Source organism: Bradyrhizobium altum, assembly GCF_020889705.1.
In the GTDB taxonomy this organism is placed as follows: Bacteria; Pseudomonadota; Alphaproteobacteria; order Rhizobiales; family Xanthobacteraceae; genus Bradyrhizobium; species Bradyrhizobium altum.
The window spans coordinates 1-23,171 of sequence record NZ_JACMYP010000052.1 but is presented as its reverse complement, the minus strand read 5'-3'; the positions used below and the strand labels follow the sequence as shown (position 1 = coordinate 23,171).

At 63.7% G+C, this 23,171-nt stretch carries 20 protein-coding genes; 13 read left to right on the top strand and 7 right to left on the bottom strand.

Going from position 1 to position 23,171, the window contains the following annotated elements; genetic code table 11:
• Nucleotides 1-75 precede the first annotated feature (75 nt).
• From H8B02_RS15790 to rfbA, 3 genes are all read right to left on the bottom strand, one after another.
• A complete protein-coding gene (locus H8B02_RS15790; protein WP_229167076.1) occupies nucleotides 76-642 on the bottom strand; it encodes a hypothetical protein in 567 nt (188 codons plus the stop codon).
• A 166-nt stretch (nucleotides 643-808) separates the two neighbouring features.
• A complete protein-coding gene (rfbB, locus tag H8B02_RS15785; protein WP_229167075.1) occupies nucleotides 809-1,876 on the bottom strand; it encodes a dTDP-glucose 4,6-dehydratase in 1,068 nt (355 codons plus the stop codon).
• The gene (gene rfbA, locus H8B02_RS15780; RefSeq protein WP_050630279.1) at nucleotides 1,866-2,777 is read right to left on the bottom strand and encodes a glucose-1-phosphate thymidylyltransferase RfbA; all 912 of its coding nucleotides are present in this window, start codon (nucleotides 2,775-2,777) and stop codon (nucleotides 1,866-1,868) included. Before rfbA ends, rfbB begins: the two co-directional genes overlap by 11 nt.
• 109 nt (nucleotides 2,778-2,886) lie before the next feature.
• On the opposite strand from rfbA, the gene rfbC reads away from it, so the two are divergent.
• Nucleotides 2,887-3,441: a dTDP-4-dehydrorhamnose 3,5-epimerase gene (rfbC, locus tag H8B02_RS15775; protein ID WP_176532471.1), complete on the top strand. Its 555-nt coding sequence runs from the start codon at nucleotides 2,887-2,889 to the stop codon at nucleotides 3,439-3,441.
• On the top strand, nucleotides 3,441-4,352 hold the full coding sequence (gene rfbD, locus H8B02_RS15770; RefSeq protein WP_229167074.1) for a dTDP-4-dehydrorhamnose reductase: 912 nt from the start codon (nucleotides 3,441-3,443) through the stop codon (nucleotides 4,350-4,352). The genes rfbC and rfbD overlap by 1 nt, the downstream gene beginning before the upstream one ends.
• 370 nt (nucleotides 4,353-4,722) lie before the next feature.
• On the opposite strand, the gene H8B02_RS15765 is transcribed toward rfbD, so the two are convergent.
• Nucleotides 4,723-6,030 (bottom strand): UDP-glucose dehydrogenase family protein, encoded by a 1,308-nt coding sequence (locus tag H8B02_RS15765; protein ID WP_229167073.1) that lies wholly within the window; start codon nucleotides 6,028-6,030, stop codon nucleotides 4,723-4,725.
• Nucleotides 6,031-6,257: 227 nt separating this feature from the next.
• Between H8B02_RS15765 and H8B02_RS15760 the strand changes: the two genes are divergently transcribed.
• On the top strand, nucleotides 6,258-8,597 hold the full coding sequence (locus tag H8B02_RS15760; RefSeq protein ID WP_229167072.1) for a glycosyltransferase family 2 protein: 2,340 nt from the start codon (nucleotides 6,258-6,260) through the stop codon (nucleotides 8,595-8,597).
• On the opposite strand, the gene H8B02_RS15755 is transcribed toward H8B02_RS15760, so the two are convergent.
• Entirely contained in the window at nucleotides 8,538-10,928 is a 2,391-nt protein-coding gene (locus tag H8B02_RS15755) for a glycosyltransferase family 2 protein (RefSeq protein ID WP_229167071.1), read from the bottom strand. The two genes, H8B02_RS15760 and H8B02_RS15755, sit on opposite strands and share 60 nt — an antisense overlap.
• Between H8B02_RS15755 and H8B02_RS15750 the strand changes: the two genes are divergently transcribed.
• The gene (locus tag H8B02_RS15750; protein ID WP_229167070.1) at nucleotides 10,929-11,135 is read left to right on the top strand and encodes a hypothetical protein; all 207 of its coding nucleotides are present in this window, start codon (nucleotides 10,929-10,931) and stop codon (nucleotides 11,133-11,135) included.
• Here H8B02_RS15750 and H8B02_RS15745 read toward each other — a convergent pair.
• The gene (locus H8B02_RS15745; protein ID WP_229167069.1) at nucleotides 11,119-12,060 is read right to left on the bottom strand and encodes a hypothetical protein; all 942 of its coding nucleotides are present in this window, start codon (nucleotides 12,058-12,060) and stop codon (nucleotides 11,119-11,121) included. The genes H8B02_RS15750 and H8B02_RS15745 overlap by 17 nt on opposite strands.
• A gap of 194 nt (nucleotides 12,061-12,254) precedes the next feature.
• Here H8B02_RS15745 and H8B02_RS15740 point away from each other — a divergent pair, with 194 nt between their 5' ends.
• From H8B02_RS15740 to galE, 4 genes are all read left to right on the top strand, one after another.
• Entirely contained in the window at nucleotides 12,255-13,490 is a 1,236-nt protein-coding gene (locus H8B02_RS15740; RefSeq protein WP_229167068.1) for a glycosyltransferase family 4 protein, read from the top strand.
• A gap of 15 nt (nucleotides 13,491-13,505) precedes the next feature.
• A complete protein-coding gene (locus H8B02_RS15735; protein WP_092125246.1) occupies nucleotides 13,506-14,168 on the top strand; it encodes a nucleotide-binding protein in 663 nt (220 codons plus the stop codon).
• A 318-nt stretch (nucleotides 14,169-14,486) separates the two neighbouring features.
• Nucleotides 14,487-15,116, top strand: a complete 630-nt coding sequence (locus tag H8B02_RS15730; protein ID WP_229167067.1) for a transglutaminase-like cysteine peptidase — start codon at nucleotides 14,487-14,489, stop codon at nucleotides 15,114-15,116.
• Nucleotides 15,117-15,287: 171 nt separating this feature from the next.
• Nucleotides 15,288-16,283 (top strand): UDP-glucose 4-epimerase GalE, encoded by a 996-nt coding sequence (gene galE, locus H8B02_RS15725; protein ID WP_229167066.1) that lies wholly within the window; start codon nucleotides 15,288-15,290, stop codon nucleotides 16,281-16,283.
• Nucleotides 16,284-16,375: 92 nt separating this feature from the next.
• On the opposite strand, the gene H8B02_RS15720 is transcribed toward galE, so the two are convergent.
• Complete coding sequence (locus H8B02_RS15720) at nucleotides 16,376-16,759, bottom strand: VanZ family protein (RefSeq protein WP_229167065.1); 384 nt, start codon at nucleotides 16,757-16,759, stop codon at nucleotides 16,376-16,378.
• Nucleotides 16,760-17,105: 346 nt separating this feature from the next.
• Here H8B02_RS15720 and H8B02_RS15715 point away from each other — a divergent pair, with 346 nt between their 5' ends.
• The 5 genes from H8B02_RS15715 to ccmI all read left to right on the top strand — a co-directional run.
• Nucleotides 17,106-17,768 carry a response regulator transcription factor gene (locus tag H8B02_RS15715; RefSeq protein WP_229167064.1) on the top strand — a complete coding sequence of 221 codons (663 nt, stop codon included), beginning with the start codon at nucleotides 17,106-17,108 and terminating at the stop codon, nucleotides 17,766-17,768.
• Between the two features lie 218 nt (nucleotides 17,769-17,986).
• Nucleotides 17,987-19,363 (top strand): ATP-binding protein, encoded by a 1,377-nt coding sequence (locus H8B02_RS15710; protein WP_229167063.1) that lies wholly within the window; start codon nucleotides 17,987-17,989, stop codon nucleotides 19,361-19,363.
• 231 nt (nucleotides 19,364-19,594) lie between these two features.
• Entirely contained in the window at nucleotides 19,595-19,765 is a 171-nt protein-coding gene (locus H8B02_RS15705; RefSeq protein ID WP_229167062.1) for a hypothetical protein, read from the top strand.
• 1,394 nt (nucleotides 19,766-21,159) lie between these two features.
• Complete coding sequence (locus tag H8B02_RS15695) at nucleotides 21,160-22,554, top strand: hypothetical protein (RefSeq protein ID WP_229167060.1); 1,395 nt, start codon at nucleotides 21,160-21,162, stop codon at nucleotides 22,552-22,554.
• A 387-nt stretch (nucleotides 22,555-22,941) separates the two neighbouring features.
• Nucleotides 22,942-23,171: c-type cytochrome biogenesis protein CcmI (ccmI, locus tag H8B02_RS15690; RefSeq protein WP_229167059.1), on the top strand; the 230-nt coding region annotated here is incomplete at its 3' end.

The window sequence follows — 23,171 nt, the reverse complement described above, 5'->3', positions numbered from 1 at the left end:
TCGCCGGAGGAGGGCGCGCCAAGGCGGCGCGCCCGAACGGTACGCTTGAAGCAAATCTTCGACCGCCGCGATCGGCTACAGGGGTTCTAGCCGGTATTTCGCGAGCAGCTGCTGTGCCGCCTCGACGTCGATCTTTGCCGGCCTCTGGAAGACGGACATGTTGTTGGCACGCGCGATTTCGCGCGCGACCGTCCGCACGGAATGGTAGTGGGGACGGTTCTCGAAGTCGTGGATAGCGATGAAGGCTCCCGGTGCGGCGTGCAGCACGCACTGCACGAAGCAGGCCACGCGAAACCGGCCGTCAACGAAATACAAGTCGGCCGTCTTGCTTTCCGGACGCTCCCAGATGCGTTCGTGATAGTCGGGCCAGGAGCTCTCCTTCTCCTTCTCCACCGGGTAACCCCACTCGCGCAGCTTGCCAATATCGACGTGCAGCAGCAGCGGCTGGGTGCTCGTGCCGCGCGTGGCGTCGGCGACCTTGGAGAGCCATTCCGACGAGGAATCAATGGAGATGACCCACTCCTTCTTGGTCTGGCAGGCGAGCCAGGTGCTGCCTCCCGACCCGAATTCCAGATAGCGCGTCGAGAGATCCACGAAGCTTTTGAACAATGTCTGTTCCTGACCGTCCATTGCGATGTTCATGGCGGGATCCCTTGGTTTCTCGATTTGTTGTCTGGCGGGTGGCTGCCAATCCACCGTCGGAAGGCGATCGCGGCTCGTCAAGCCGCGATGAGATCCGGTTGAATCGTCATCGCGCTTCTCGGCTTCCTGTTGGCTATCCACGCCGACGGCTTGGAGAGAGCGACGATTACTGGTTCAGCCCGACGCGCTCCACCTTGTAGCCGCGCTCAAGGATCGCGCGCCACCAGGGTTGCTCGTCGACATACCAGCGCACTGTCTTGGCGATGCCGGTCTCGAAATTCTCCTCGGCGCGCCAGCCGAGCTCGGTTTCGAGCTTGGTGGCGTCGATGGCGTAGCGGCGGTCGTGGCCGGGCCGATCGGCGACGAAATTGATCAGCTGGCGCCGCGGGCCAGCTGCAGCCGGCACGACCTCGTCGAGCAGGTCGCAGATGCTTTCCACGACGTGCAGGTTGGTGCGCTCGTTGCGGCCGCCGACATTGTAGGTCTCGCCGACCTCGCCGCGCTCCAGCACCAAGGTCAGCGCCTTGGCATGATCCTCGACGAACAGCCAGTCGCGGACGTTCTGGCCGTCGCCATAGACCGGCAGCGGCTCGCCGGCGAGCCCCTTGATGATCATGTGCGGGATCAGCTTTTCCGGGAAGTGATAGGGGCCGTAATTGTTGGAGCAGTTGGTCACCAGGGTCGGCAACTCGTAGGTCTCGCGCCAGGCGCGCACCAGATGATCGGACGATGCCTTGCTGGCCGAATAGGGCGAGTTCGGCGCATAGGCCGTGGTCTCGGTGAACAGGCCTTCGTCGCCGAGCGAACCAAACACCTCGTCGGTCGAGATATGCAGGAAGCGGAACTGGTCGCGCTTCTCGGGCGAGAGCGTGCGCCAGTGGCGCAGTGTCTCCTGCAGGATCGTGAAGGTGCCGACTATGTTGGTCTGGATGAATTCGCCGGGGCCGTCGATCGAACGGTCGACATGGCTTTCCGCCGCAAGATTCATCACCGCGTCGGGCTGATACTTCTCGAACAGCCGGCGCAGCACCTGTGCTTCGCAGATGCAGGCCTTCTCGAAGGTGTAGTTCAGGCTCTCTGTCGAGCCGGGCAGGGAGGCCAGGTTCGCCGCATAGGTCAGCTTGTCGATGTTGACGACGCGGGCGTGGGTGTCTCGCAGCAGGTGCCGGACCACGGCGGAGCCAATGAAGCCCGCGCCGCCGGTGACGAAGATCGTCGATCCCTTAAACCGCATGTTTGAATACCTCGGCTGTACGGGGCTGACCCTGGAACGAGCGGTAGACCGACAGCAGATACTCGCCGTAGCTGCTCTTGGCGGTCTTCTGTGCCACCCTCGCGAAGGCTTCCAGCGAGATGTAACCCTGGCGCAGCGCGATCTCCTCGGGGCAGGCGATGCGCAGGCCCTGGCGCTGCTCCAGGATCTGGACGAAATGGCTGGCCTCGACCAGCGAGGAATGGGTGCCGGTGTCGAGCCAGGCAAAGCCGCGGCCGAGCACCTCGACATAGAGGTCGCCGCGCTCGAGATAGGCCTTGTTGACGTCGGTGATCTCGATCTCGCCGCGCGGCGACGGCTTGATGCCGGCGGCGATATCGACCACGTCATTGTCGTAGAAGTAGAGACCGGTGACGGCGACGTTGGACTTCGGCCGCTTCGGCTTCTCCTCGATCGACAGCGCCCGTCCGGTGCCGTCAAGCTCGATCACGCCGTACTGTTCGGGCGCGTTGACGACGTAGCCGAACACGGTGGCGCCCTTCTTGCGGACCGAGGCGGCCGACAGCATGCTCGGCAGGCCATGGCCGTAGAAAATGTTATCACCTAACACAAGGGCGACCGAGTCATCGCCGATGAACTCGCGTCCCACGATAAAGGCGTCGGCGAGGCCCCGCGGGGTCTCCTGCGTGGCATAGGCGAACCGGACGCCCATCTCGCTGCCGTCGCCCAGCAGGCGCTGGAACAGCGGCTTGTCCTGCGGCGTAGAGATGATCAGGATATCGCGGATTCCGCCGAGCATCAGCGTCGACAGCGGATAATAGATCATCGGCTTGTCGAAGACGGGCAGCAGCTGCTTGGAGACGACGGTGGTCACGGGGTAGAGGCGCGAGCCGGTGCCACCGGCAAGGATAATGCCTTTCATGGTCCCTCACAATTTGATTATCAGAACATAACATATAGCGTGCGCTGCACAAGTTTGTTATGAGATGGAAATTAACATTTCGGGCGCGTCAAACTGGAACAAATGTTAAATGAACGTCATCAAGACCGAGCTTCCTGAAGTTCTGATCGTCGAGCCGAAGCTGTTCGGCGACCAGCGCGGCTTCTTCCTCGAGACCTACCAGTCGCCCCGTTATGTCGAGCACGGCATCACGCGCCCCTTCGTGCAGGACAACATGTCCCGCTCGGCCTACGGCGTGTTGCGCGGGCTGCATCTGCAAAACCCGCTCACCCAGGGCAAGCTCGTCTCCGTGCTGCGCGGCAAGGTGCTGGACGTTGCCGTCGACGTGCGTGTCGGCAGCCCGAACTTCGGCAGGCATGTCGCGGTCGAGTTGAGCGAGGACAACCGCCGTCAGCTATGGGTGCCGCGCGGCTTTGCCCACGGCTTCGTGGTGCTCTCGGAAACTGCCGACTTCTTCTACAAATGCGATGACTTCTACAGCCCCAAGGACGAGCTCTCGATCCGGTGGAACGATCCGGCGATCGGGATCAAATGGGGCGTCGATAAGCCACAGCTGTCGGCCAAGGATGCGGATGCGCCGCTGCTCGCCGACGCCAGCAATCTTCCGACCTATGGACAAATCTGATGCGGATTCTTTTGACGGGAACGCGCGGCCAGGTCGGCAGTGCGCTCAAGCCTCTGCTGGAAGGCCACGGCACCATCATCGCGCCGCCGACCGCGGAGTTCGATCTCGCGAAGCCGGAGATGTTGACGGGCGAGCTCGAGAGACTGAAGCCCGATCTCATCATCAATCCCGCTGCCTATACGGCCGTCGATCGCGCCGAGGACGAGCGCGAGCTGGCGTTCCTGGTCAACGCCAGGGGACCCGAAGCGCTGGCAAAATGGGCGGCAGCGAACCGCGTGCCGCTGGTGCATTTCTCCACGGACTACGTTTTCAACGGTTCGGGCGACCGGTCGTGGCGCGAGGACAGCCCGACCGAACCGTTGTCGGCCTACGGCGCGAGCAAGCTTGCCGGCGATCTCGCGATCCAGGCGGCCGGCGGGGCGCATCTGATCGCGCGCACCTCCTGGGTCTATGCCGCAAAGGGCACGAATTTCCTGCGCACCATCGCGCGGCTCGCCGGCGAGCGTAAGGAGCTGCGGATCGTGGCCGATCAAATCGGCGCGCCGACGACGGCACAAGCGATTGCGAGCACGGTCGCCGGCATCGTCCTGCCGAACATCACCACGCTGCACGATCAGCTCGCGCGCAGGGGCGGTGTCGTCAATCTCGTTTGCGCTGGCGAAACCAGCTGGCACGGCTTTGCAACCGCCATTGTCGGCGGGCTGAGGTCGCGTGGCGTCACGCTCGCGGTCGACAACATCGTGCCGATTGCGACGGCCGATTTCCCGACCAAAGCGGTGCGTCCGGGCAATTCGCGGCTGGATCTGACGCGGCTCAAGACGCAGTTCGGGGTCGCGATGCCGACGTGGCAGGAAGCGCTCGCACGCGAGCTGGACTCGTATGTCCAGCTCGGCGCGCCCGCCCACGCCTAGCGCGGGATGAGTTTTGGTTGAATCGGCTTGGTGCGGCCTCGGTTCACCTCTCCCCACCGGGGAGAGGTCGGATTGCGCCTGGCGATGCGAAGCATCGTCCAGTGCAATCCGGGTGAGGGCTCTTGCTCTCTCGATAGACCGTAACCCCTCACCCGATTTGCTGCGCAAATCGACCTCTCCCAAGGGAGAGGTGAACTTTCGACGCCGTTGCAGCTCAACCTAATCTCATCATGCTCTAGAGCTCAAACTGCGAAGCGGGTTTCCCGCGACAAACGCGTTTGCGCTGAGACAATGCTGAGACAACGAGCCAAAGCGCGATGAGGATTCAACCTCATCGCGCTTTGGGATTGGACGGCGCCGGCACGGCCGCTTAGCGCGGCCGGCCGATGCTGTCGTAGGTGAAGCCGTGCGCGGCCATCTCGTCCGGACGGTAGATGTTGCGCAGGTCGACGACGACCGGATGCTTCATTTCCTGCTTGATGCGCTTCAGATCAAGCGCGCGGAACTGGCGCCACTCGGTCACGATCACCAGCGCATCGGCCTGACGGGCGCATTCATAGGCGTCCTTGCAGTACTCGATCTCGGGCAATTCCTTGCGCGCCTGCTCCATGCCGATCGGATCGTAGGCGCGAACCTTGGCACCGAAGTCGATCAGGCCGTTGATCAGCGGGATCGACGGTGCCTCGCGCATGTCGTCGGTGTCGGGCTTGAAGGTCAGGCCAAGCACGCCGATCGTCTTGCCCCGCAGCTCTCCGCCGAGCACGTTGGAGACCTTGCGCGCCATCGCGCGCTTCCGGTTGTCGTTCGCGGTCAGCGTGGCTTCGACGATCTTCAGCTGGACGTCGTGATCGAGCGCCGTTTTGAACAAGGCGCGGGTATCCTTCGGGAAACATGAGCCGCCATAGCCTGCGCCGGCATGCAGGAACTTGGTTCCGATCCGGTTGTCGAGCCCGATGCCGCGCGCGACTTCCTGTACGTTCGCCCCGACCTTTTCGGAGAGATCGGCGATCTCGTTGATGAAGGTGATCTTGGTGGCGAGGAAGGCATTTGCGGCGTATTTGATCAATTCCGCCGTGCGTCGTGCGGTATAGAGGATCGGCGCCTGGTTCAGGTAGAGCGGGCGATAGACTTCGCCCATCACCCTCTTGGCCCGATCGTCCTCGGTGCCGACGACGATCCGGTCGGGATGGCGAAAATCCTGGATCGCGGCGCCTTCGCGCAGGAATTCGGGGTTCGAAGCAACCGCGAAATCCGCGTCGGGACGGGTCTCACGGATCAGGCGTTCCACCTCGTCGCCGGTGCCCACGGGCACGGTCGACTTCGTCACCACCACGGTGAACTTATTCAGTGCTGCGCCGATCTCCTTGGCGGCAGCATAGACGTAGCTCAGGTCCGCATGGCCATCGCCGCGCCGCGACGGTGTTCCCACCGCGATGAAGACGGCATCGGCGTCGCCGACGGCTCCGGCGAGCTCCGTCGTGAAGGTCAGCCGTCCGGCGGCGGTATTGGTCTCGACGAGCTTATCGAGGTCGGTTTCGTAGATCGGGATCTTCCCGCGCTTCAGGGCTTCGATCTTGCCGGCGTCCTTGTCGACACAAACGACCTGATGGCCGAAATCGGCAAAACACGCTCCGGATACGAGACCTACATATCCCGTTCCAACCATTGCAATCTTCATGAATCCGCTCGTCGATCAGTGTGGAGAGGAGGAGTTAGCACTAGCACAATTGGCGCCGATAACGCCAAGTTTTATAACGTATCGATAGTGTTGAAGCGCGGCGGCTTTTTGTGCAAACGGTGATGGCCTCAGTGCAGTTGAGTCCTCGCTAGTCACCTAGGGCGCGCCATGGACACATTCTCAACTTGAAATCGACCGACAATCGAGCCGCCGTTTGAGGGGTGGACATGAGCACGAAGACGATTGGCAAGCAGAGGCCCTCAGGAGCTGAATACGCGTCGTTGCAAACGCAATTCTCCAGATACGATCGCACGACGTTTTCTGGATTTGTTTATGACCGCGCCGATCCGACCCGACGCTACGCCGTCGAGCTGCTGGTCGACGGCGAGCCATACATGTCATCATTGTGTGACGAGTTTGTAACAGAGCTTGCCGATGCCGGAATCGGCGACGGTCGATTTGGCTTTACGTTCAACGTGCAGGATGAGGTCAGCTCGAACGCTGCGATCATCGAGGCAAGACTGGCGAATATCGGAAGTCCCGTCGGTGCTCCGATTCGCTGCGATGTCGCTGCACCGGAAGCGCAGTGGCACCGAATCGGCGATATCAAATGGGCCGGAGGCTTGCGCTTCGAGGGCTGGCTTTCGCAGGACGTCGACGAAGACGTCGAGATCCTGATCGCGCAACGGCCGGTGATGACCGTGAAGCCGACCGGGTGGACCAACGTTGCGCGGGGCAGCGAATTCGGCGTCGGCCGCCGGATCGACTTTCATCTGCCCGAGCATTTTGCCGATGGACGCGTGCGTGGGCTGTCGGCGCGGACAATTTCGGGACGGAGCCTGATCTCGGAGCCGGTCGCATTCGTCGCTTTCGAGCGCGGCCTGGAGCAGACCATCGCCGAGCTCGGACGCTGGGATAGCGAGCGGCTGCGCGGACAATTGTTCGATCAGCTTTTGCCTGCCTCGGTGCCGTTCCACACCTATCGCAGCTGGAAAGAGCGCTTCTTGCCGACAGCACCGTCTGACGTTCCATCCGAGGCCGCGGTCGTCCTGATCGGGGACGCCAGGGTGGACGAAAGCATCGAGAGCTTAGAGGTCCAGCGGCACGCGGCCTGGTCGGCGGTGTCTCTGCCGGCGCGGGGATTCAGTCAGTTCGATCCGAAAGCTGCGCGCGAGTTCGTCGACGGCGATGCCGCCAACAGTGCGTTCTTCGTCTTCTGTCTGAGCGGGACGATCCTGGCGGAAGATGCCCTGCAGCGCTTCGCCGATGTGTTCGCGTCCGAGCCCGGTTGCGATCTCGTCTATGGCGACCTCGAGGTCGCGGCCGGCGCCGGCGCGGTCTGGCCGCTGGTGTTCTCGGCATTCGATCGCGAACGTGCGCTCGAGCAAGGCTATGGATCGTATTGCTTTGCGGTGCGCCGGGAACGTGCCGTGGAATCGCTGCGATCGGCGACGTCGCTCTACGACATCTTCATTGGCTGCGTGGATGCTGAGCGTACCTATCATCTGCCGGGATCTGTTGCGGCGTTGCCGCGAATTGATGCGTCCGTCGCAACCGCCGAGCTGGTCGCTGCAAGCCAAGCGTATTTTGCTGGGATCGGCGTCGAGGCGAATGTCGAGCCGCGGAAAGCGGGGCTTCTTCCAGCTGTGCGGGTCAAGCGCGCGGTCGATTGGAACGAGCGCACCACCATCATCATCCCGACCAGAAACCGCGCCGAACTGCTCAAGCGCTGCATCGAGACGGTCCTGCCGGCCGCACATGAGACCAACGCCCGGATTCTCGTCGTCGACAACGGCTCGAGCGAGCCGGAAGCGCTGGACTATCTCGAGGGTCTCTCAGCGGACGACATCGACGTCATTTCGGTCGAAGGGCCCTTCAACTTCGCAGCCATCAACAACGCCGCCGTCGATTGCGTCGACACGGAGAACATTTGCTTCCTCAACAACGACGTCCAGGCGCTCGACGACGGCTGGCTCGCGGAGATGCTGTGGCGGCTGTCCGCTCTCGACGTCGGAGCCGTCGGCGCAAAGCTGCTCTGGCCGAGCAGCGTCGTGCAGCATGGCGGGGTGGTGCTGGGCGCCAATTTCTCGGCTGCGCATGCCTTCAACGATCGGATGGATGGTGATCCCGGCTACGGCGATCTGCTCCAGGTGGCGCACGAATGTTCGGCGGTGACGGCCGCGTGCCTCTTGATGCGCAAGTGCGATTTCGTGGCCGTCGGCGGCATGGACGAGATCCGCTTTCCGATCAGTTTCAACGATATCGATCTGTGCCTGAAGCTGCGCCAGCTCGGAAAGCGGATCGTATTCACGCCGGACGCGAAACTCGTTCACCTGGAGTCGGCAAGCCGGGGCCGCGATTCCGCGCCGGACCGCAAGGCACGCTTCGGGCGCGAGCTGGCGATGCTGCGCGCGAAGTGGGGCGAGGTGCTGCTCGACGATCCCTATTACAGCCCGCTGCTCGGGCTGGATTCGACGCCGTTCTCTTCGCTTGCATGGCCGCCGCGGTCATGGAAGCCGCGCGCCAACCTCCCGCCTGTGCCGACTGCTCCTCCGATCGGGATGTAACTGCACATCTTCGACCACCCAGTCGAGGACAGCGGCAACCATTTCATCGGCGTCAAAGCCGGGCTGCAGCTTCAGGTCGGTCTTTCGGCTACGCCCCGGCGGTGTCGGAAGCCATTCCGTCGCGGCGGCCGGCAATCCGGTCGCCAGCAGCGCGTCGACCAGCGGATGCCCGAATGCCGGTTCGCCGATGTCGAGAACCAGTTTCGTGATGCCGTGACCTTCGATGAGCGTCGCGACGTCGTCGACGGCGATTTCGCCGGTGACCATCACATTCGTCCGCTGCATCAGCTTGAGGTCGTCGAGGGTGGTGCCGAGCACGATGATCTCGGAGTCTGCATGGGCATTGGCGATTTGATCGCTGAGCGCTCTGACGAAGCGAAATTCCGCCGCGCTGCCGCGCAAGGCAAGCAGGCCGAGACGCGCCGGGCCGCTCGCCGCAGGATGCCGCGCGGGCCGCACCAGCGGGTCGCTCGGCCTGACCACTTGCAGGCCGAGAACCGAGACCGAAAAGGCGGCCCCGTCTTCTCCGATCGCGATTACGCCTCGGGCCCGTTCGACGAGACCGGTCCAGTCCGGATGAAGGCCGGATCCAATCGCGCCGCGGTAGGCAAGTCTGGTGTCGGTGATCAGGAGCTCGTAGGCGAAATGTTGCGTGAGCTGCACGAGACATGCGCCGGGGATGCGGTTCGGTTCCGAAATCTCGAGCGAGCGGACTTGGAGATCGGCGAGAAGCTGCAGAAAGGCCTCGCGGCCCTCAGCTGTCGCAACGTCGAGTGCGATCGACTGCGGGGCTCCGCCGTCCGGAGCAAAGATCGCAGCCAGCTGGCGTCGTCCCTCGGCGCGGAAGTGAACGATCAGACCGCGCTTGTTGTCCGTCGCGAGCTGCCGGCACCGCCTGATGGCAATCTCGCGGCCAACGGCGGAGCCGCAGAGGATGACGTGCGGACTGGCGGTGCGCTGTTCGTTGCAGAGCAGCTTGAGCTCAAGCGCCGCGCGGCAATCGCGGAGCGGATCGGCGAGCAGGAACGCCGCGCACTCCGTCGCATAGCGCCGGTAACGGTGCTCGAGCACGCGGAGATTGCGCAGCACCAGCGAACGCTTCTCGCCCAGAAACGAGCGCGAGCCCTCGTGTCCGACAAAGACCGACGGGATGCACACATTGCGGAAGCCGGCCTCCGCGGCGCGCAGGCAGAAGTCGACGTCTTCAAGATAGCCGCGATAGAAGTCGTCGGAGAGCTCATGTACGGCGTCGAGGCATTCGCGGGTGATGTAGAGGCAGAACCCGATGCCGTTGGGAATGTCGATGGCGATCCCGGAATTTGCCGTGCCGGCAAGCTCGTCCAGCAATTCCAGCTCGTCGGGCGAGGGCAGGGGGTTCGACCGGTTCGGAATTGGAAAGCTGGTATATTCGCCGTTGTTCGAGAGCGGGGTCGCCGTGCCCACGCCCGGCGTCGATTGCACGGCGCTTCGCAAGCGTTGCAGGGCGTATTTCGGCACCGTCGTATCCGAGTTCAGCAGCACGACGTCGCCGGTATCAGTCTCGGCAAGCGCCCGGTTGACCGCGCCGACAAAGCCGAGATTGTGCGCGTTGGTCAGGAGCCGGATGCGCTGCTCCGAAGCCAGTTCGCCGAGCAGGCGCTTGATGTCGGGCTCGGGCGACGCATCATCGACGGTGACGATGGTTGCGCCCGGCGTGCAGGCCACGGCCGTCAAGGCGCTCGCGATGCAGGCGCGCGTCGCGGCCAGATCCCGGTACACCGGGATGATGATGGTGAGCGGCGAAGCGTCGGCGCTCGCAGCGCGAGGCGGCCGTTGCGGCGCGTCGCGGCGATCCGGCGCGCGGTTGGCCGGGAGTTGGATGCTCGCGATGATGTGGCCCGCCTGTGCGATCTCGAGGCGTTGCGAGGTCGCGGATGCCGGCCGCATCAGACGGAAGCTCGCAGCACGTCGTCCATTGAGCGCAAACCTGTGACGGGGATCGGCGGGAAGCTGCACGGTGCTGGATTGATCCGCTTGCGCCAGTGAAAGGTGCGGATCGTCCGCGCCTCGCCACGTCACCCATCCCTTCACTTCCTCTTCGAGGAAGTCGATACGGGCGCAGCTGTCCTGACCGTTCTGCTCGAGCAGCAGGAGGGCGCTCCTGACTGAATCCGGATCGTCATCGCGCCGCGCGACGCTTCGTGCGGCTTCGATCTGCGCAAGGCCGTCGCCCCAAGCCATCATTCGCCGCGCGGCGGCAAGATCGTCCGGTTCGAGCTCGAGCGCCTTGGCTACGCTGGCGACAGCCGCGTCCTTGAGATCGAGGCGAAACAGCGCTTCTGCGCGCAGCAAATGAGCGCGCGCGCCCGGATGCGGCAAGATCCGGCAGCGGCGGTCGGCGAGCGCGAATGCGCGACGGAAATCACGTGCCTCGAGCGCTCCAACGGCGGCTCGCTCGAGATCGACGTGGTGGAGCGTTTTGGACGTAAAGGCGATCCTGCGCGCGTCGGCGGTCAAATGTCGCCCTTGTCTGCCCGCATGGTCAGCCCGCCGTCTTGACGGCGTTCTGCCGGCTCCGGAATACGCGTACCCGTCCCTCGAGGCGCGGTGCCTCCTGGCGCGGCATAGGCATCGGGGGAGCGGGTTCAGCGTGCCTTGGCTGCCGGGGCGCGAGGGGCGCTGCCTGCGTCCGGTGCTCTTCGAGACTGAGCTTGAGGCCCACCAGGGGTTCCCGGCCTGAAGGGCCCGATACCACAATTCGGTTCCCGGTTACGCGCAAGGCGGGAGCCCCCAGGAAGATGGTTTCGGCGGCGATGGCGTAGCGATCCGCGCCGGGGCCTGTGGCTTCCAGCGAGAACCCCGTAATGGCCAGCGCGCGTCCCCGGGTTCCGGCAAAGGTTCCGAGCGGAACGAACTGGTTGTCGCCGCGCTGCGGCCTGGCGAACTTGACCGCATATTGCAGGTTGAGATCGTACGGCTTGTTCGGCCATTCGAGGGAAATTCCCTCGATTCGGGCCGGCGCGGCCGGTCCGGCAATCCACGTATTCGGGCCGACCGTCACGTCCCCCAAACCCGCGACATGCGCGAGCAGCTTGAGGGCGCTCAGCTCGTCAGGGCCGGCCTCGGGCTCGTAGGTGTCGAACGGCTGGCTGGCCGGCTGACCGATCGGCTGCACGGCCGGTTGTCCCTGGCTCAGCGGTTCGATCTTGATATTGGCGGCGGTCGAGCCCCCGGCGCGCCCTGCCGTGACCTCGACGATCAGGCGGCTTGGCCGGGCCACCGACACGACCAGCGCGGTCTCGGGCGCAAACAGGGTTCCATTGGCCGCATCGGGCCCGGTAATGATGTTACAATTGTTAAGGCTGGTGCGATCGGCATAGACGCGCACCACCGGAGGTGATGTCTTGTCTTCCGCGCCATTGTAGCGAACCAGGAAAAGACCCCGTGCCAGGTCAATGGTTTTCTGCTGAATCTGTTCGTTCATGGTCGCCTGCGAGCCTAACGGAATGGGTTGATATGTTTCACACAGTGTGCCCCAAAAATCTATGTGATAGAAGGGGGCTTAATGTTAATCCGGTGAGATAGTTCGCACGTGCAAATCGAAGACACCCTGCCGGTCATGATCTCGAGCATGACCCCAATCGACGACCGCGCGGCCGGGGGCGCGCCCGCCCGCCAATGAACGTCCTCTTCGTCCACAACAACTTTCCAGCCCAGTACCGCCATATTGCGCGAGCGCTCGCGGAGCAGCCCGGAAACAAGGTCGTTGCGGTCGGTTCATCGACCGCGAGCACGACGCGGGATATCCGGCTGCTGAAATATTCGACGACCAAGTCGGACTCCGCGATGGTCCATCCCTTTGCCCGCCGCTTCGATGTCGAGGCGCGGCGTGCCGAAGAGGTCCTGTATGCGCTGTCGTCGCTATCGGGGCAGGGCTTCGTGCCCGACCTGATCTTCGCGCATCCCGGTTGGGGTGAGACGCTGCCGCTGCGCACGATGTTTCCGAAAGCGCGGATCATCCTCTATTGCGAATTCTACTACGGCGCCGAGGGCAGGGATGTCGGCTTCGATCCCGAGTTTCCGATGACGGGCCTCGACGGCAATGTGGCGCTCCATCTGAAGAACGCGACGACGCTGCTGGCGCTCACGGAATGCGATTCCGGCGTTTCGCCGACGCCATGGCAGAGGTCGACCTTTCCCCGGGAGTTTCAGAGCAAGATCGAGGTCATCCACGAGGGCGTCGACACCGACGAGGTGAAGCCCAATCCCGTCGCCAGGTTTCGGCTTCCGAACGGCGCGACACTGTCGGCGGACGACGAGGTGATCACCTACGTCTCGCGCAATTTGGAGCCGGTGCGCGGATTCCATGTCTTCATGCGATCGCTGCCGAGGATATTGGCTGCGCGGCCGAATGCGCAGGTGGTGATCGTCGGCGGCAGCGGGACATCCTACGGCGCGAATCCGCCGAAGGGCTCGAGCTGGAAGTCGATGTTCCTGGATGAGATCAGGTCGGACATCGATCTGCGCCGCGTGCATTTCCTCGGCCGGATTCCCCGGGAACAGTATCTCGCGCTGCTGCAGATCTCCTCGGTGCACGTCTATCTGACTTATCCCTTCGTGCTGTCATGGTCGCTGCTGGAGGCCATGAGCGCGGGATGTGCGGTGGTGGCATCCGACACGGCTCCGCTTCGCGATATCGTCTCGGACGGCAACGGCCTGCTGGCGCCGTTTTTTGATACTGATGCGTTGTCGGATCAGGTAGTCTCGGTGCTGTCACGGCCGAAAGCCTTCAAGAAGATGCGGATGAAGGCGAGGAGCTTTGTGCGAGACAACTACGACGCAAAGCGGGTCTGTCTGCCCCGGATGCTGACGCTCGTCGATGAAGGTGTCCTCCCGCGCACGCACGGGGGATAACGCCAGGAGCTAGCGATGCCGCTTGTCATCTCGGTTGCCCAGCGCAAGGGCGGGGTCGGAAAGACGACTCTTGCGGTTTTGCTGGCTGCAGAACTGGATCGGCGTACGGGCTTGGTGGGACTGGTCGACGCCGACTCCCAGGCGTCCGCCTGTCACTGGGCCGAGCCCGGCAATTTGTCGTTCCCCGTCTATCAGCTTGATCCGGAAACCCGGCCGGTTGCCGAATGGGCCAGGCTGATGCGTCAAATTCCGCATCAGATCATCGTCGTGGATTCCGCGCCCAACGACCGGGTGCTGGGCGCCGTGCTCGCGGTCGCCAATATCGTTCTAATGCCCTGTACGCCGTCCGGCCTCGACATCGAGGCCACCGCAAGGACGCTCGACATCGTGCGCGAGGTGCGCGCGACGCGGCGAACCGCGCTCCGCGCCATGATCGTGCCGAACCGCGTCGACCAGCGCACGCTCGAGGGCCAGCAGCTGATCGAGGAACTGGATACGCTCGACGAAGAGATCGGGCCGATGATCGGAAGCCGCTCGGCCTATGTTCGCGCCGTCGCGCTGGGACAATCGGTCGCCGATTTCGCCAGCGGTACGCCCGCGGATATCGAGATCAAGACGCTCGCCGATCTCGTCATGAGCTGGTGCGGGATCGCACCCCGGCAGCGCGTGACGGTCTAGATCAACCAGGCGCTCCAGTCGCTTCACATCAGGCTAACCATGCCTGCATGCGAACAAGAAATCCCGCGCCGCGACTGCCGCTTTATCTGACGGTGCCGTCCGCAGAAACCGCAGCAAAAAAGCTCGACGGAGTCGCGATTCGTTGACCGGCATATGCGTTATCGTTCGGTAACCGAAAGGCTTGCCGGCGCGCGAACCTCGCTTGGTTAACGGACTGCTCGCGCGCGTCTGAGCATTTGAGGCAAATGCCGCCGCGCGCCTGAGCCTAAGCTCAAGACATTTCCCGTACATGCTTCCCCTCACGGTGGGGAGTGAAGAATGTACAACGTCAAGAGAGTGATGGCCCTGCTTCTGGCCATCGTCGCGCTCGGGACCAGCGCGCAGCAAACGCAGGCTGCAATGATCGGCTCGCCGCTGCCGCTGCGCGGCATGGTCGAGAAGATCCGCTTCAGCGAGCCGACGCTGGCGCCGATGGCCTACGTCATGTTCTGCATGCGCTATGCCGACGAATGCAAGCCGAAGCCGCGCGCCCGCATGGTGTTCCGCGGCGGCGCAACACGTCTGACCAAGCAGCGCATGGCCGACCTGATCGAGGTCAATGCCTCGGTCAATCGCAGCATCGCGCCACAGCGCAACGAGCGCGGCCTCGCCGGCGAGGAATGGCTGATCAATCCGGCACGCGGCGATTGCAACGACTATGCCGTCAGCAAGCGCCATGAGCTGCTGGCGCGCGGCTGGCCGATGCGCAACCTGTTGCTGAGCGAAGTGGTGACCTCCTGGGGCGAGCATCATCTCGTGCTGGTGGTCCGCGCCCAGGGCGGCGATGTCGTGCTCGACAATCTGAACGCGCAGATCCGCAACTGGTCGCAGGCGCGCTATCGCTGGGTCAGGATGCAGACCCCGGCGAGCCCCGATCGCTGGGCCGCCCTCGCACAGGCCGGCGTCTAGCATCTGAGATAGCTGACGCGCCGCTGGGGCGCGTTAACCGTCGCTGCAGCGCTAAATCCGTTCGGTCTTAACGCTATTCCCATCGTCATTTTGCCGCGCCGGACGGAATGTCGTACCCATCATTGCGATTGTTGAGGCGCGGGATTGGTCCGCGCAGGGACGGCATTTTCAATGGCGAGCAGGGGTTCGATCCTCATCACGGGCGGCGCGGGATACATCGGATCCCATTGCGCCAAGGCGGTCGCCGAGGCCGGGTTTCTCCCGGTCGTCTACGACAACCTCTCCACCGGCCACCGCAACTTCGTGCAATGGGGACCGCTCGTGACCGGCGACGTCGCCGACCACGACAAGATCGCCGCCACCATCCGCGAGCACGATGCGCTCGCGGTGATGCACTTCGCCGCGTTTAGCGCGGTCGGCGAGTCCGTCGCGGATCCGCAGAAATACTTTGGCAATAACGTTGCCGGCACGCTCGGCCTGCTGCGCGGCATGCGTGAGGCAGGCTGCGACCGCCTGGTGTTTTCCAGCACCGGCGCCGTCTATGGCAATGCCGGGCGCGATCCCATTCCCGAGAGCGCCGCAGGGCCGACCGTCAATCCTTACGGCCGCTCCAAGTTCATGATCGAGCAGATGCTCGCTGATTATCGCGCCGCCTATCAGTTCAAATCGGTCTGCCTGCGCTACTTCAATGCCTGCGGCGCCGACGCATCCGGCACCATCGGCGAGCTCCGCGATCCCGAAACGCATTTGATTCCGCGCGCGCTGATGGCGCTGCTCGGGCACGTGCCGGACTTTGCGATCTTCGGCGAAGATTATGAGACGCCTGACGGCACTGCGGTGCGCGACTACATCCATGTCGACGATCTCGCCGCCGCCCATATCGCGGCGCTCGAGCTGCTGTTGAAGGGGAGCGCCGGCGGTGTGTTCAACCTGGGCACCGGCACCGGCTATTCGGTGCGCGAGGTGCTCGACGCGATCCGCGCCGAGACCGGTGAAGCGGTGCCGAGCGTGGTGCGCGAACGCAGGGCCGGCGATCCGCCGATCCTGGTCGCCGATCCCTCCAGGTCGCAAAGCGGCCTCGGCTTCAAGGCGAGCCGGTCGGACCTCGGCTACATCATTCGCTCGGCCTGGGCGTGGCACCAGAAGGCGCATCCGCGCCGGCGATAGGGCATGATCCGGAAACGTGCGAAGCGCGGCTTTCCGTCGCGACAAACGCGGAACGCGTTTGCGCGGAGATCATGCTCAAAAATGGCGGAAGACTAAGCTGTGTCCGTGCGCGAACTCAACCGGCCGAACTGGCTGCGCAGCACCAGCAGGATGAGGTGACCTGTGCCGATGCCGGCAAGACCTCCTGCCACCTTGACGATCGCGTCAAGCAGGCGGCCGTGACGGTCCGGTGTCAGCAGTTGCATCGCTTCGAGTGTGAACGAGCTGAAGACGACAAAGAGCACGATCAGCGCGGTACGCCGCGGGTAACCCAACACAAAGGCCATCGCCATCACTGCGTATGCGGCGAAGCGCTCGGTCTGAGGGGGGAAAAACGACGGACGGTCCTGGATCGGCGACAGTGTCACGAAGGCGATAAAGGCAAGCGCAAGCCAGCCCGCAATCACGCCGAACCTCCGTATCTTTGAAATATCCAACAAAGTATTCCCGGTCCTGTACCGCAGACGACCCCTGGCTGGATTAGCGCATCACTCGTGTCAGCGACATGGAAATGGTCGCCGAAGGTTAACTTGCCCGCCGACTGTGACCGACATGACGCGTCGTCCTGTGTCAAACGATAAGGTATTTTAATACCTTGGGCTGAAACTCAGTCCCACCTGGCGCGCATCTCTTTGCGGGAACCTGTCGCGCTTGCGCGGGTTCCCGGGATGGTGCACCTGACGAAAAAATAAGGTTTGCCCTGCGGCTCCATTCATAGGCCGTTCACGGCCGGGAGCCTCATTTGATGCCGGAATATCGCAATGCTCACTCTCGGAGGCCAAAGTGCGTCTGCTCGTCGTTGAGGATGACCCGGATCTGAACCGCCAGCTCACCACCGCCCTGACGGACGCCGGCTATGTGGTCGATCGCGCGTTCGACGGCGAGGAGGGGCATTTCCTGGGCGATAGCGAGCCCTACGACGCGGTCGTGCTGGATATCGGCCTGCCGAAGATGGACGGTATCTCGGTGCTCGAGGCCTGGCGGCGGAACAAGCGGGTGATGCCGGTGCTGATTCTCACCGCGCGCGACCGCTGGAGCGACAAGGTTCAGGGGTTCGATGCCGGCGCCGACGACTATGTCGCAAAGCCCTTCCATCTGGAGGAGGTGCTGGCGCGGATCCGCGCGCTGCTGCGCCGCGCGACCGGGCATGCCCAGGTCGAGCTGACCTGCGGGCCGGTGGTGCTGAATACCCGCACCAAGCGGGTCACCGTCAACGGCAACCCGATCAAGCTGACCTCGCACGAGTACAATCTGCTCGATTATCTGATGCACCACACCGGGCGGGTGGTCTCACGCACCGAGCTGGTCGAGCACCTCTACGACCAGGACTTCGACCGCGACTCCAACACTATCGAGGTGTTCGTCGGCCGCATCCGCAAGAAGCTGGAAGTCGATATTATCCAGACTGTTCGCGGCCTCGGCTACATGCTGTCGCCGCCGACTTAAAGCGTTTTCGAGCGAAGTGGATACCGGTTCGCTCATGTGAAGAAAACGCGACCAAACAAAAGGATGAGAGCATATCCTGTTCAATCGGATCATGCTCTTAGAGCGCTTGATCGGCGTACACGGGCATTGGCATGATCCGCGCCGGGAGGACTGGATTCGCCAATGTTTGAATCCCTGATGTCTGTTGCCGCTGACACGCTGTTCGAGCCTGTGTCCTGATGGGCGGCAGCTCACTTGCGACCCGCCTGTTCGTCTCGGCGACCGCCTGGGTGGTGGTGATCCTGGCGATCACCGGCGTCATCCTGTCGTCGGTCTATCGCGACGCCACCGAGCGCGCCTTCGATCGGCGGCTCAATCTCTATTTGCGCACTCTGATCGCCGAGGTGGCGACGCCGGACGAGCCGGCGGACCGCCAGTTCCAGTCGCTCGGCGAGCCGCTGTTCGACCTGCCGCTGTCGGGCTGGTACTGGCAGATCACCCGCACGGACACCGAAAAGGGCGAGACCCGCGCCTCGCGCTCGCTGTGGGACAAGAAGCTGCCGAAGCTCGAGGAGCACGGCGCCGAGCTGACTGCCGCCGGCGTCCGCCTCGGCTATGTCGATGGACCCGAAGGCCAGAGCCTGCGCGTGGTCGAGCGCCCGGTCGACCTCGGCGCCGACGGCAAGTTCCTGGTCAGCGTCGCCGGCGACGCGACCGAGATCTTCGATGAGACGCGCAGCTTCGACTATTATCTCGGCGGCACCTTCGCAGCCCTCGGCATCGTGCTGTTGCTGACCACGATCTTCCAGGTGCGCTACGGCCTCGCGCCGCTCAAGCGCATTTCGGATTCGATTGCCGATATCCGCTCCGGCCGCGCCGAGCGGCTGGAGGGCCGGTTTCCGGTCGAGATCGCGCCGCTCGCGCGCGAGACCAACGCGCTGATCGATGCCAACCGGGAGATCGTCGAGCGCTCGCGCACCCATGTCGGCAACCTCGCCCATGCGATCAAGACGCCGCTGTCGGTGATCGTGAACGAAGCCGGCTCACATGCCGGCGATCCCTTTGCCAGCAAGGTGCTGGAGCAGGCCGATCTGATGCGCGACCAGGTCGCGCATCACCTCGAGCGTGCGCGGATCGCCGCCCGGGCCACCATCGTCAGCACCATCACCGACGTCGCCCCCGTCATCGAGGCGCTGCGCCGGACCATGGAGAAGATCCATCGCGATCGCGACCTCGCGATCGAGGCGAAGGCCGACCCGGCGGCGCGGTTTCGCGGCGAGCGGCAGGACCTCGAGGAGATGGTCGGCAATCTCGTCGACAACGCCTGCAAATGGGCGACTTCTCAGGTGTTCATCGAGGTCGGCGTGGTCCCGCCGGAGGCGTCGGGCGCGGGTCCCAGGCTGCGCATTGTGGTCGACGACGACGGGCGCGGCCTGTCGGAGGCCGAGCGCGCCCAGGTGTCGCGGCGCGGCCAGCGGCTCGACGAATCGAAGCCCGGCTCGGGGCTCGGCCTGTCGATCGTGACCGATCTCGCCGGCCTTTATGGCGGCAAGCTCGCCCTGAATGACGCGTCGATCGGCGGTCTGCGAGCCGAGCTCACGCTGCCGGCGGTGTAGGGCGGGATGGGATTAGGTTGAATGGCGGTCACGAAGGCGGTGCGCTCCCGCTCCCGCTTGCAGGTGGTCCGTATGTGGGCTCCCGTGTGGGACGCCATCTGTTCTTGCCCATGATCTAGATCAAAGGATTTAGATCCAATCCGGGGGTTCTCCGTCGGTGAACGGAGTTCCAGAAGTCTATTGCGCGGCTTGTTCCCCGTGCAATTATCCCCCGATCTCGGGAGACTACCCATGAAGGACATGCAGGCGCACTTGGAGAAGCTTCGTGTCGAGGCGGAAGAGTGCGAGCTAATCAGCAAGCTGGCGACCAATAAGGCCAAGAAAGAACTGTTCGCTAAGTTGGCCGCACATCACCGGACGCTAGCCGATGAAGTCGAGCGGACCATGAAGGAAGCCCGATAGGAACTTTGCGTTCCCATGTGGATTTACAGCCCCGTTCCCGTAAGGAGCTGAGCGAGGAAAAGGTCACATGGGCCAAATTCGACGTCGGGTCAGACACACCAATTCGCTTGAAGAGCGCCTTGTTGAGAGAGCTAGAGAGCTGCGCGAACAGGCCGCAGCGCTCGCCCCGGGTATCGAGAGAGAAGCGCTCCTGAAGCTAGCCCGGCAAGCTGAGGCCGGCGCTAGCATGACCGAATGGCTGCGCGCTGGGGGACTTCGATCATCCACGACCTGAAAGCTCTTTGTCGACGTCACCATCAATCGCATCGTACACAAACAACATAATAGAGTTGCCCGAGCGGAGCGGGCGGGATCGCGCTGATAGTGGACGCGACGCAGAAGCGCATTGCGGGCCTCACCAACGGCGTTTCAAGAAGCTGGATCACCGCGCCGCTGCTGTGAGCCTGTAGGTGGCTCATTGCAATCTCTGCCGCGTGCATGAGGCGCTGCGGACTACGTCGGCTGTCGCGCCTGGTATTGCTGAGCGGGTTTGGACTATCGGTGACTTGCGGGATGGCTGCCGCTGGAGCCGAACCGGCCGTGCGCGTGACGCGCAGTTTCACTGTAATTGATGGTGGAAAGCCGTGATGCCGCTTATTGCAAGTCAGATTGAACTACGAGGCCCAATCAAAGCCGAACCTTTCTTCTTCACCCCAAAGAAACGGCCCCAGCGCCGGGGGAACGCTGAGGCCATGTCCAAGTGCTGTCCGTTTTGAGCACCGGGACCATGCGACAACGGAACGTCACCGGGGGCTGTTCCTAACCGTGAAAAAGAAGCGGCCCCAGCGAGGGGGCGCAAGCCGGGACCGAGGTGACATACGTCCTCCGACGCACCCGACAGGGATGCCGGACATAAAACAACCGCCAGCCATACGCCTCGTTCCTGTGGCGCGCAGAGAAACGGCCCCAGCACCCTTGGAGGTAATGCTGGAGCCGTTCCTTATTCCCATTCTCACGCCGAACCGCCGCTTGCCGATAATTGACGGCCCCTTCTGGGCTGTAATTTGATCTTAATGAAACGCCCTGCCCAGTCCCGAGAGGATCGAATCAGCGAGCGGTTCGAGAAATCACCTGTGTGAATCGAACGCAAATAATTGCCACTTTTTTCCTGGTGTTTGACAAGTGTCCTAGTCCCCGGAGCGAGTGTCCGAACTAGGACAGCACCGCCTGCGGGGCGAGAGGAGCTCGCGGACAATCTTCGCAGACATCATATGCGATTTGTGCTGCGGACCCGGCGCAGCCTTTTGGGCGGCGCTGCGGTCATTATTCCTAAACGGCTTCTTAACGCGCCCACCTCTATCATCGCGGGCGGACGGGCTGCGGCGTTTGCCGGGCACTAGCTTTCACGACCGGGCATGAGCCAGAAATCGACCGAGCGGCTGAGGGATTATCTCGCGCAGCTTCCGCCGCAATCGCAGGCGCTGCTGATGCGGGAGCTGGAGCGCGCCGTCGAACGCGGCGATGATGTCGCGATCGCCAATCTGGTCCTGGAGCAGCTGCGCAAGATCGTGCGCGGGGTCGAGCAGGACGAGCAGATTCAGCCGCGCAGCGACGATCCGGCGCGGCTCCTGTTCCGGCCGCTCGAGCCGTTCCTTGCCGAGACCAATTTCCCGACCCGGGCCGGCCAGCTCCGCCGCGCCTCGCTGCTGCCGATCTGGCAGTGGCTCGCCCGGGAGGGCGCGCCCGAGGCCGCCCGCGAATTCGAGAAGGCACTGGCGGCTGCCTCGGAGAGCGGTCCGATGGAGATCGCGGCGCGCAGGTTCCAGCTGGCGGCTGCGGAAGCCATCCTCAAGATCGCGGGGCCGGCGCAGGACGACCGTCAGCGCGCGCTGTCGCGCGTCGGCCCGCCGAGCGTTGTCGAGGACCTGCTGCCGATCGGCCTCGTCCTGCAGGCCCGCGAGGCCCTGGAAACCCTGGGCAGCCGGCTGCCGAGCCAGATCAGGGTGTTTTCCGATTCCCAGATCGCCTCGGCGATGGAGGCGCTCAAGCTGCCGTCGCTGCAGACGCCGCAACTGCTGCCGTTCGCGCTGTCATTGATTGCGCAGCGGCTCGCCGCGCCATGGCAGATCATCCGCCTCGCCATCAAGATGGCGGCCTCCGACGACGAGCTGCGGGTCGCGGCAACGCCGTACGGAATCGCCGTCACCATCGCGCTGCATGATTTGTCATTCGTCGCGGCCTGTCTGCGCACCGACATCAGGCGCGGACATTTCGACTATGTCGGCGAGCAGCTCAAGACCCTGCATGACGGCGTCCGCGGCCTGCGCACCGAGCTCGACCTGCGCAACGATTCCACCTGGGGCCGCCAGCTCACATCGGTCCGCGCCGATACCTCCAACGCCCTGCAATCGGAGATCGACAGCGTGCCCGGCCGGGTCCGTCGCATCCTCCGCCAGCGCGCCGACAAGGACATTGCGGCCGGCGCCAAGATCGATGCGTCCGAGGTCGAGGACGCCGCCGCCCTGATCGATTTCGTCGCAGTGTGCCGCACCTATGCCAGCGAGCTCGCCATCAACGAGGTGACGCTGCGGACCTTCTCGGACCTGCAACATTATGTCGAGCAGTCGACCGAGGGACTGGTGCAGTCGCTGCGCGGCGGCGATGCGCGGGTCCGGGCGTTCCGCCAGCAGCAGGTCAAGGCCGCGATCCGCTTCTGCGAGGTGCTGTTCGGCCACGACTACGCCTCCCTGATGAACCGGGCGGCGGAGAACGCCGTGACCGGCGAACGCAAGTCGTCCAGGGCGGGGTAGCGAGACCGCGCCATTCGCAGGCATTCTCGACGGCAAACCGACGAGGCCGCCTCGACGGCAAACCAACGAGGCCGCCAAGGCAGGACGACAAGCGCTTGCGCAATTTCGGAATAATGGAAGTGTGGTGCTGATTTGCCCGACGTGTCAAGTCGTCAATCGAGCGCCGGCGGAAGCCTGCTACTTTGCATGGGGTTGTTTTCGATATTTTGGTCGCGCGCGCCTTCGCCCGGAAGCGTCGTTGCAATCCCGCCGGAACGGCACCGGAAACCGCCGGATTTCGACCTTCGGTCGATCCAGCAATTGTCAATTGCCGCGCTCGCCGCCGGTAGTGTAAAGCGATTCTAAGGCGGCTTGCCGGAAGCCGCCGTTCCATCCGGGAACCGCTTGATGACGCTGTGGTTTGTGTTCGCGCTGATGACGGTCGCGGCGATCTTTGCCGTGCTGTGGCCGCTCAGCCGCCGCGGACGGGTGGATAGCGGCGGCAGCGAGGTCGTGGTCTACCGCGATCAACTCGCCGAAATCGACCGCGACATGGCCGCCGGCATCATCGGCGCCGCCGAGGCCGATGCTGCGCGGATCGAGATCAGCCGCCGGCTGCTGGCCGCCGCCGACCAGAG

What these genes read in the sequence shown, in the direction of transcription:
- H8B02_RS15790 (WP_229167076.1), bottom strand. Translation starts at nt 642, where the DNA reads ATGAACATCGCAATGGACGGTCAGGAACAGACATTGTTCAAAAGCTTC.
- rfbB (WP_229167075.1), bottom strand. Translation starts at nt 1,876, where the DNA reads ATGCGGTTTAAGGGATCGACGATCTTCGTCACCGGCGGCGCGGGCTTC.
- rfbA (WP_050630279.1), bottom strand. Translation starts at nt 2,777, where the DNA reads ATGAAAGGCATTATCCTTGCCGGTGGCACCGGCTCGCGCCTCTACCCC.
- rfbC (WP_176532471.1), top strand. Translation starts at nt 2,887, where the DNA reads ATGAACGTCATCAAGACCGAGCTTCCTGAAGTTCTGATCGTCGAGCCG.
- rfbD (WP_229167074.1), top strand. Translation starts at nt 3,441, where the DNA reads ATGCGGATTCTTTTGACGGGAACGCGCGGCCAGGTCGGCAGTGCGCTC.
- H8B02_RS15765 (WP_229167073.1), bottom strand. Translation starts at nt 6,030, where the DNA reads ATGAAGATTGCAATGGTTGGAACGGGATATGTAGGTCTCGTATCCGGA.
- H8B02_RS15760 (WP_229167072.1), top strand. Translation starts at nt 6,258, where the DNA reads ATGAGCACGAAGACGATTGGCAAGCAGAGGCCCTCAGGAGCTGAATAC.
- H8B02_RS15750 (WP_229167070.1), top strand. Translation starts at nt 10,929, where the DNA reads ATGAGCGCGCGCGCCCGGATGCGGCAAGATCCGGCAGCGGCGGTCGGC.
- H8B02_RS15745 (WP_229167069.1), bottom strand. Translation starts at nt 12,060, where the DNA reads ATGAACGAACAGATTCAGCAGAAAACCATTGACCTGGCACGGGGTCTT.
- H8B02_RS15740 (WP_229167068.1), top strand. Translation starts at nt 12,255, where the DNA reads ATGAACGTCCTCTTCGTCCACAACAACTTTCCAGCCCAGTACCGCCAT.
- H8B02_RS15735 (WP_092125246.1), top strand. Translation starts at nt 13,506, where the DNA reads ATGCCGCTTGTCATCTCGGTTGCCCAGCGCAAGGGCGGGGTCGGAAAG.
- H8B02_RS15730 (WP_229167067.1), top strand. Translation starts at nt 14,487, where the DNA reads ATGTACAACGTCAAGAGAGTGATGGCCCTGCTTCTGGCCATCGTCGCG.
- galE (WP_229167066.1), top strand. Translation starts at nt 15,288, where the DNA reads ATGGCGAGCAGGGGTTCGATCCTCATCACGGGCGGCGCGGGATACATC.
- H8B02_RS15710 (WP_229167063.1), top strand. Translation starts at nt 17,987, where the DNA reads ATGGGCGGCAGCTCACTTGCGACCCGCCTGTTCGTCTCGGCGACCGCC.
- H8B02_RS15705 (WP_229167062.1), top strand. Translation starts at nt 19,595, where the DNA reads ATGAAGGACATGCAGGCGCACTTGGAGAAGCTTCGTGTCGAGGCGGAA.
- H8B02_RS15695 (WP_229167060.1), top strand. Translation starts at nt 21,160, where the DNA reads ATGAGCCAGAAATCGACCGAGCGGCTGAGGGATTATCTCGCGCAGCTT.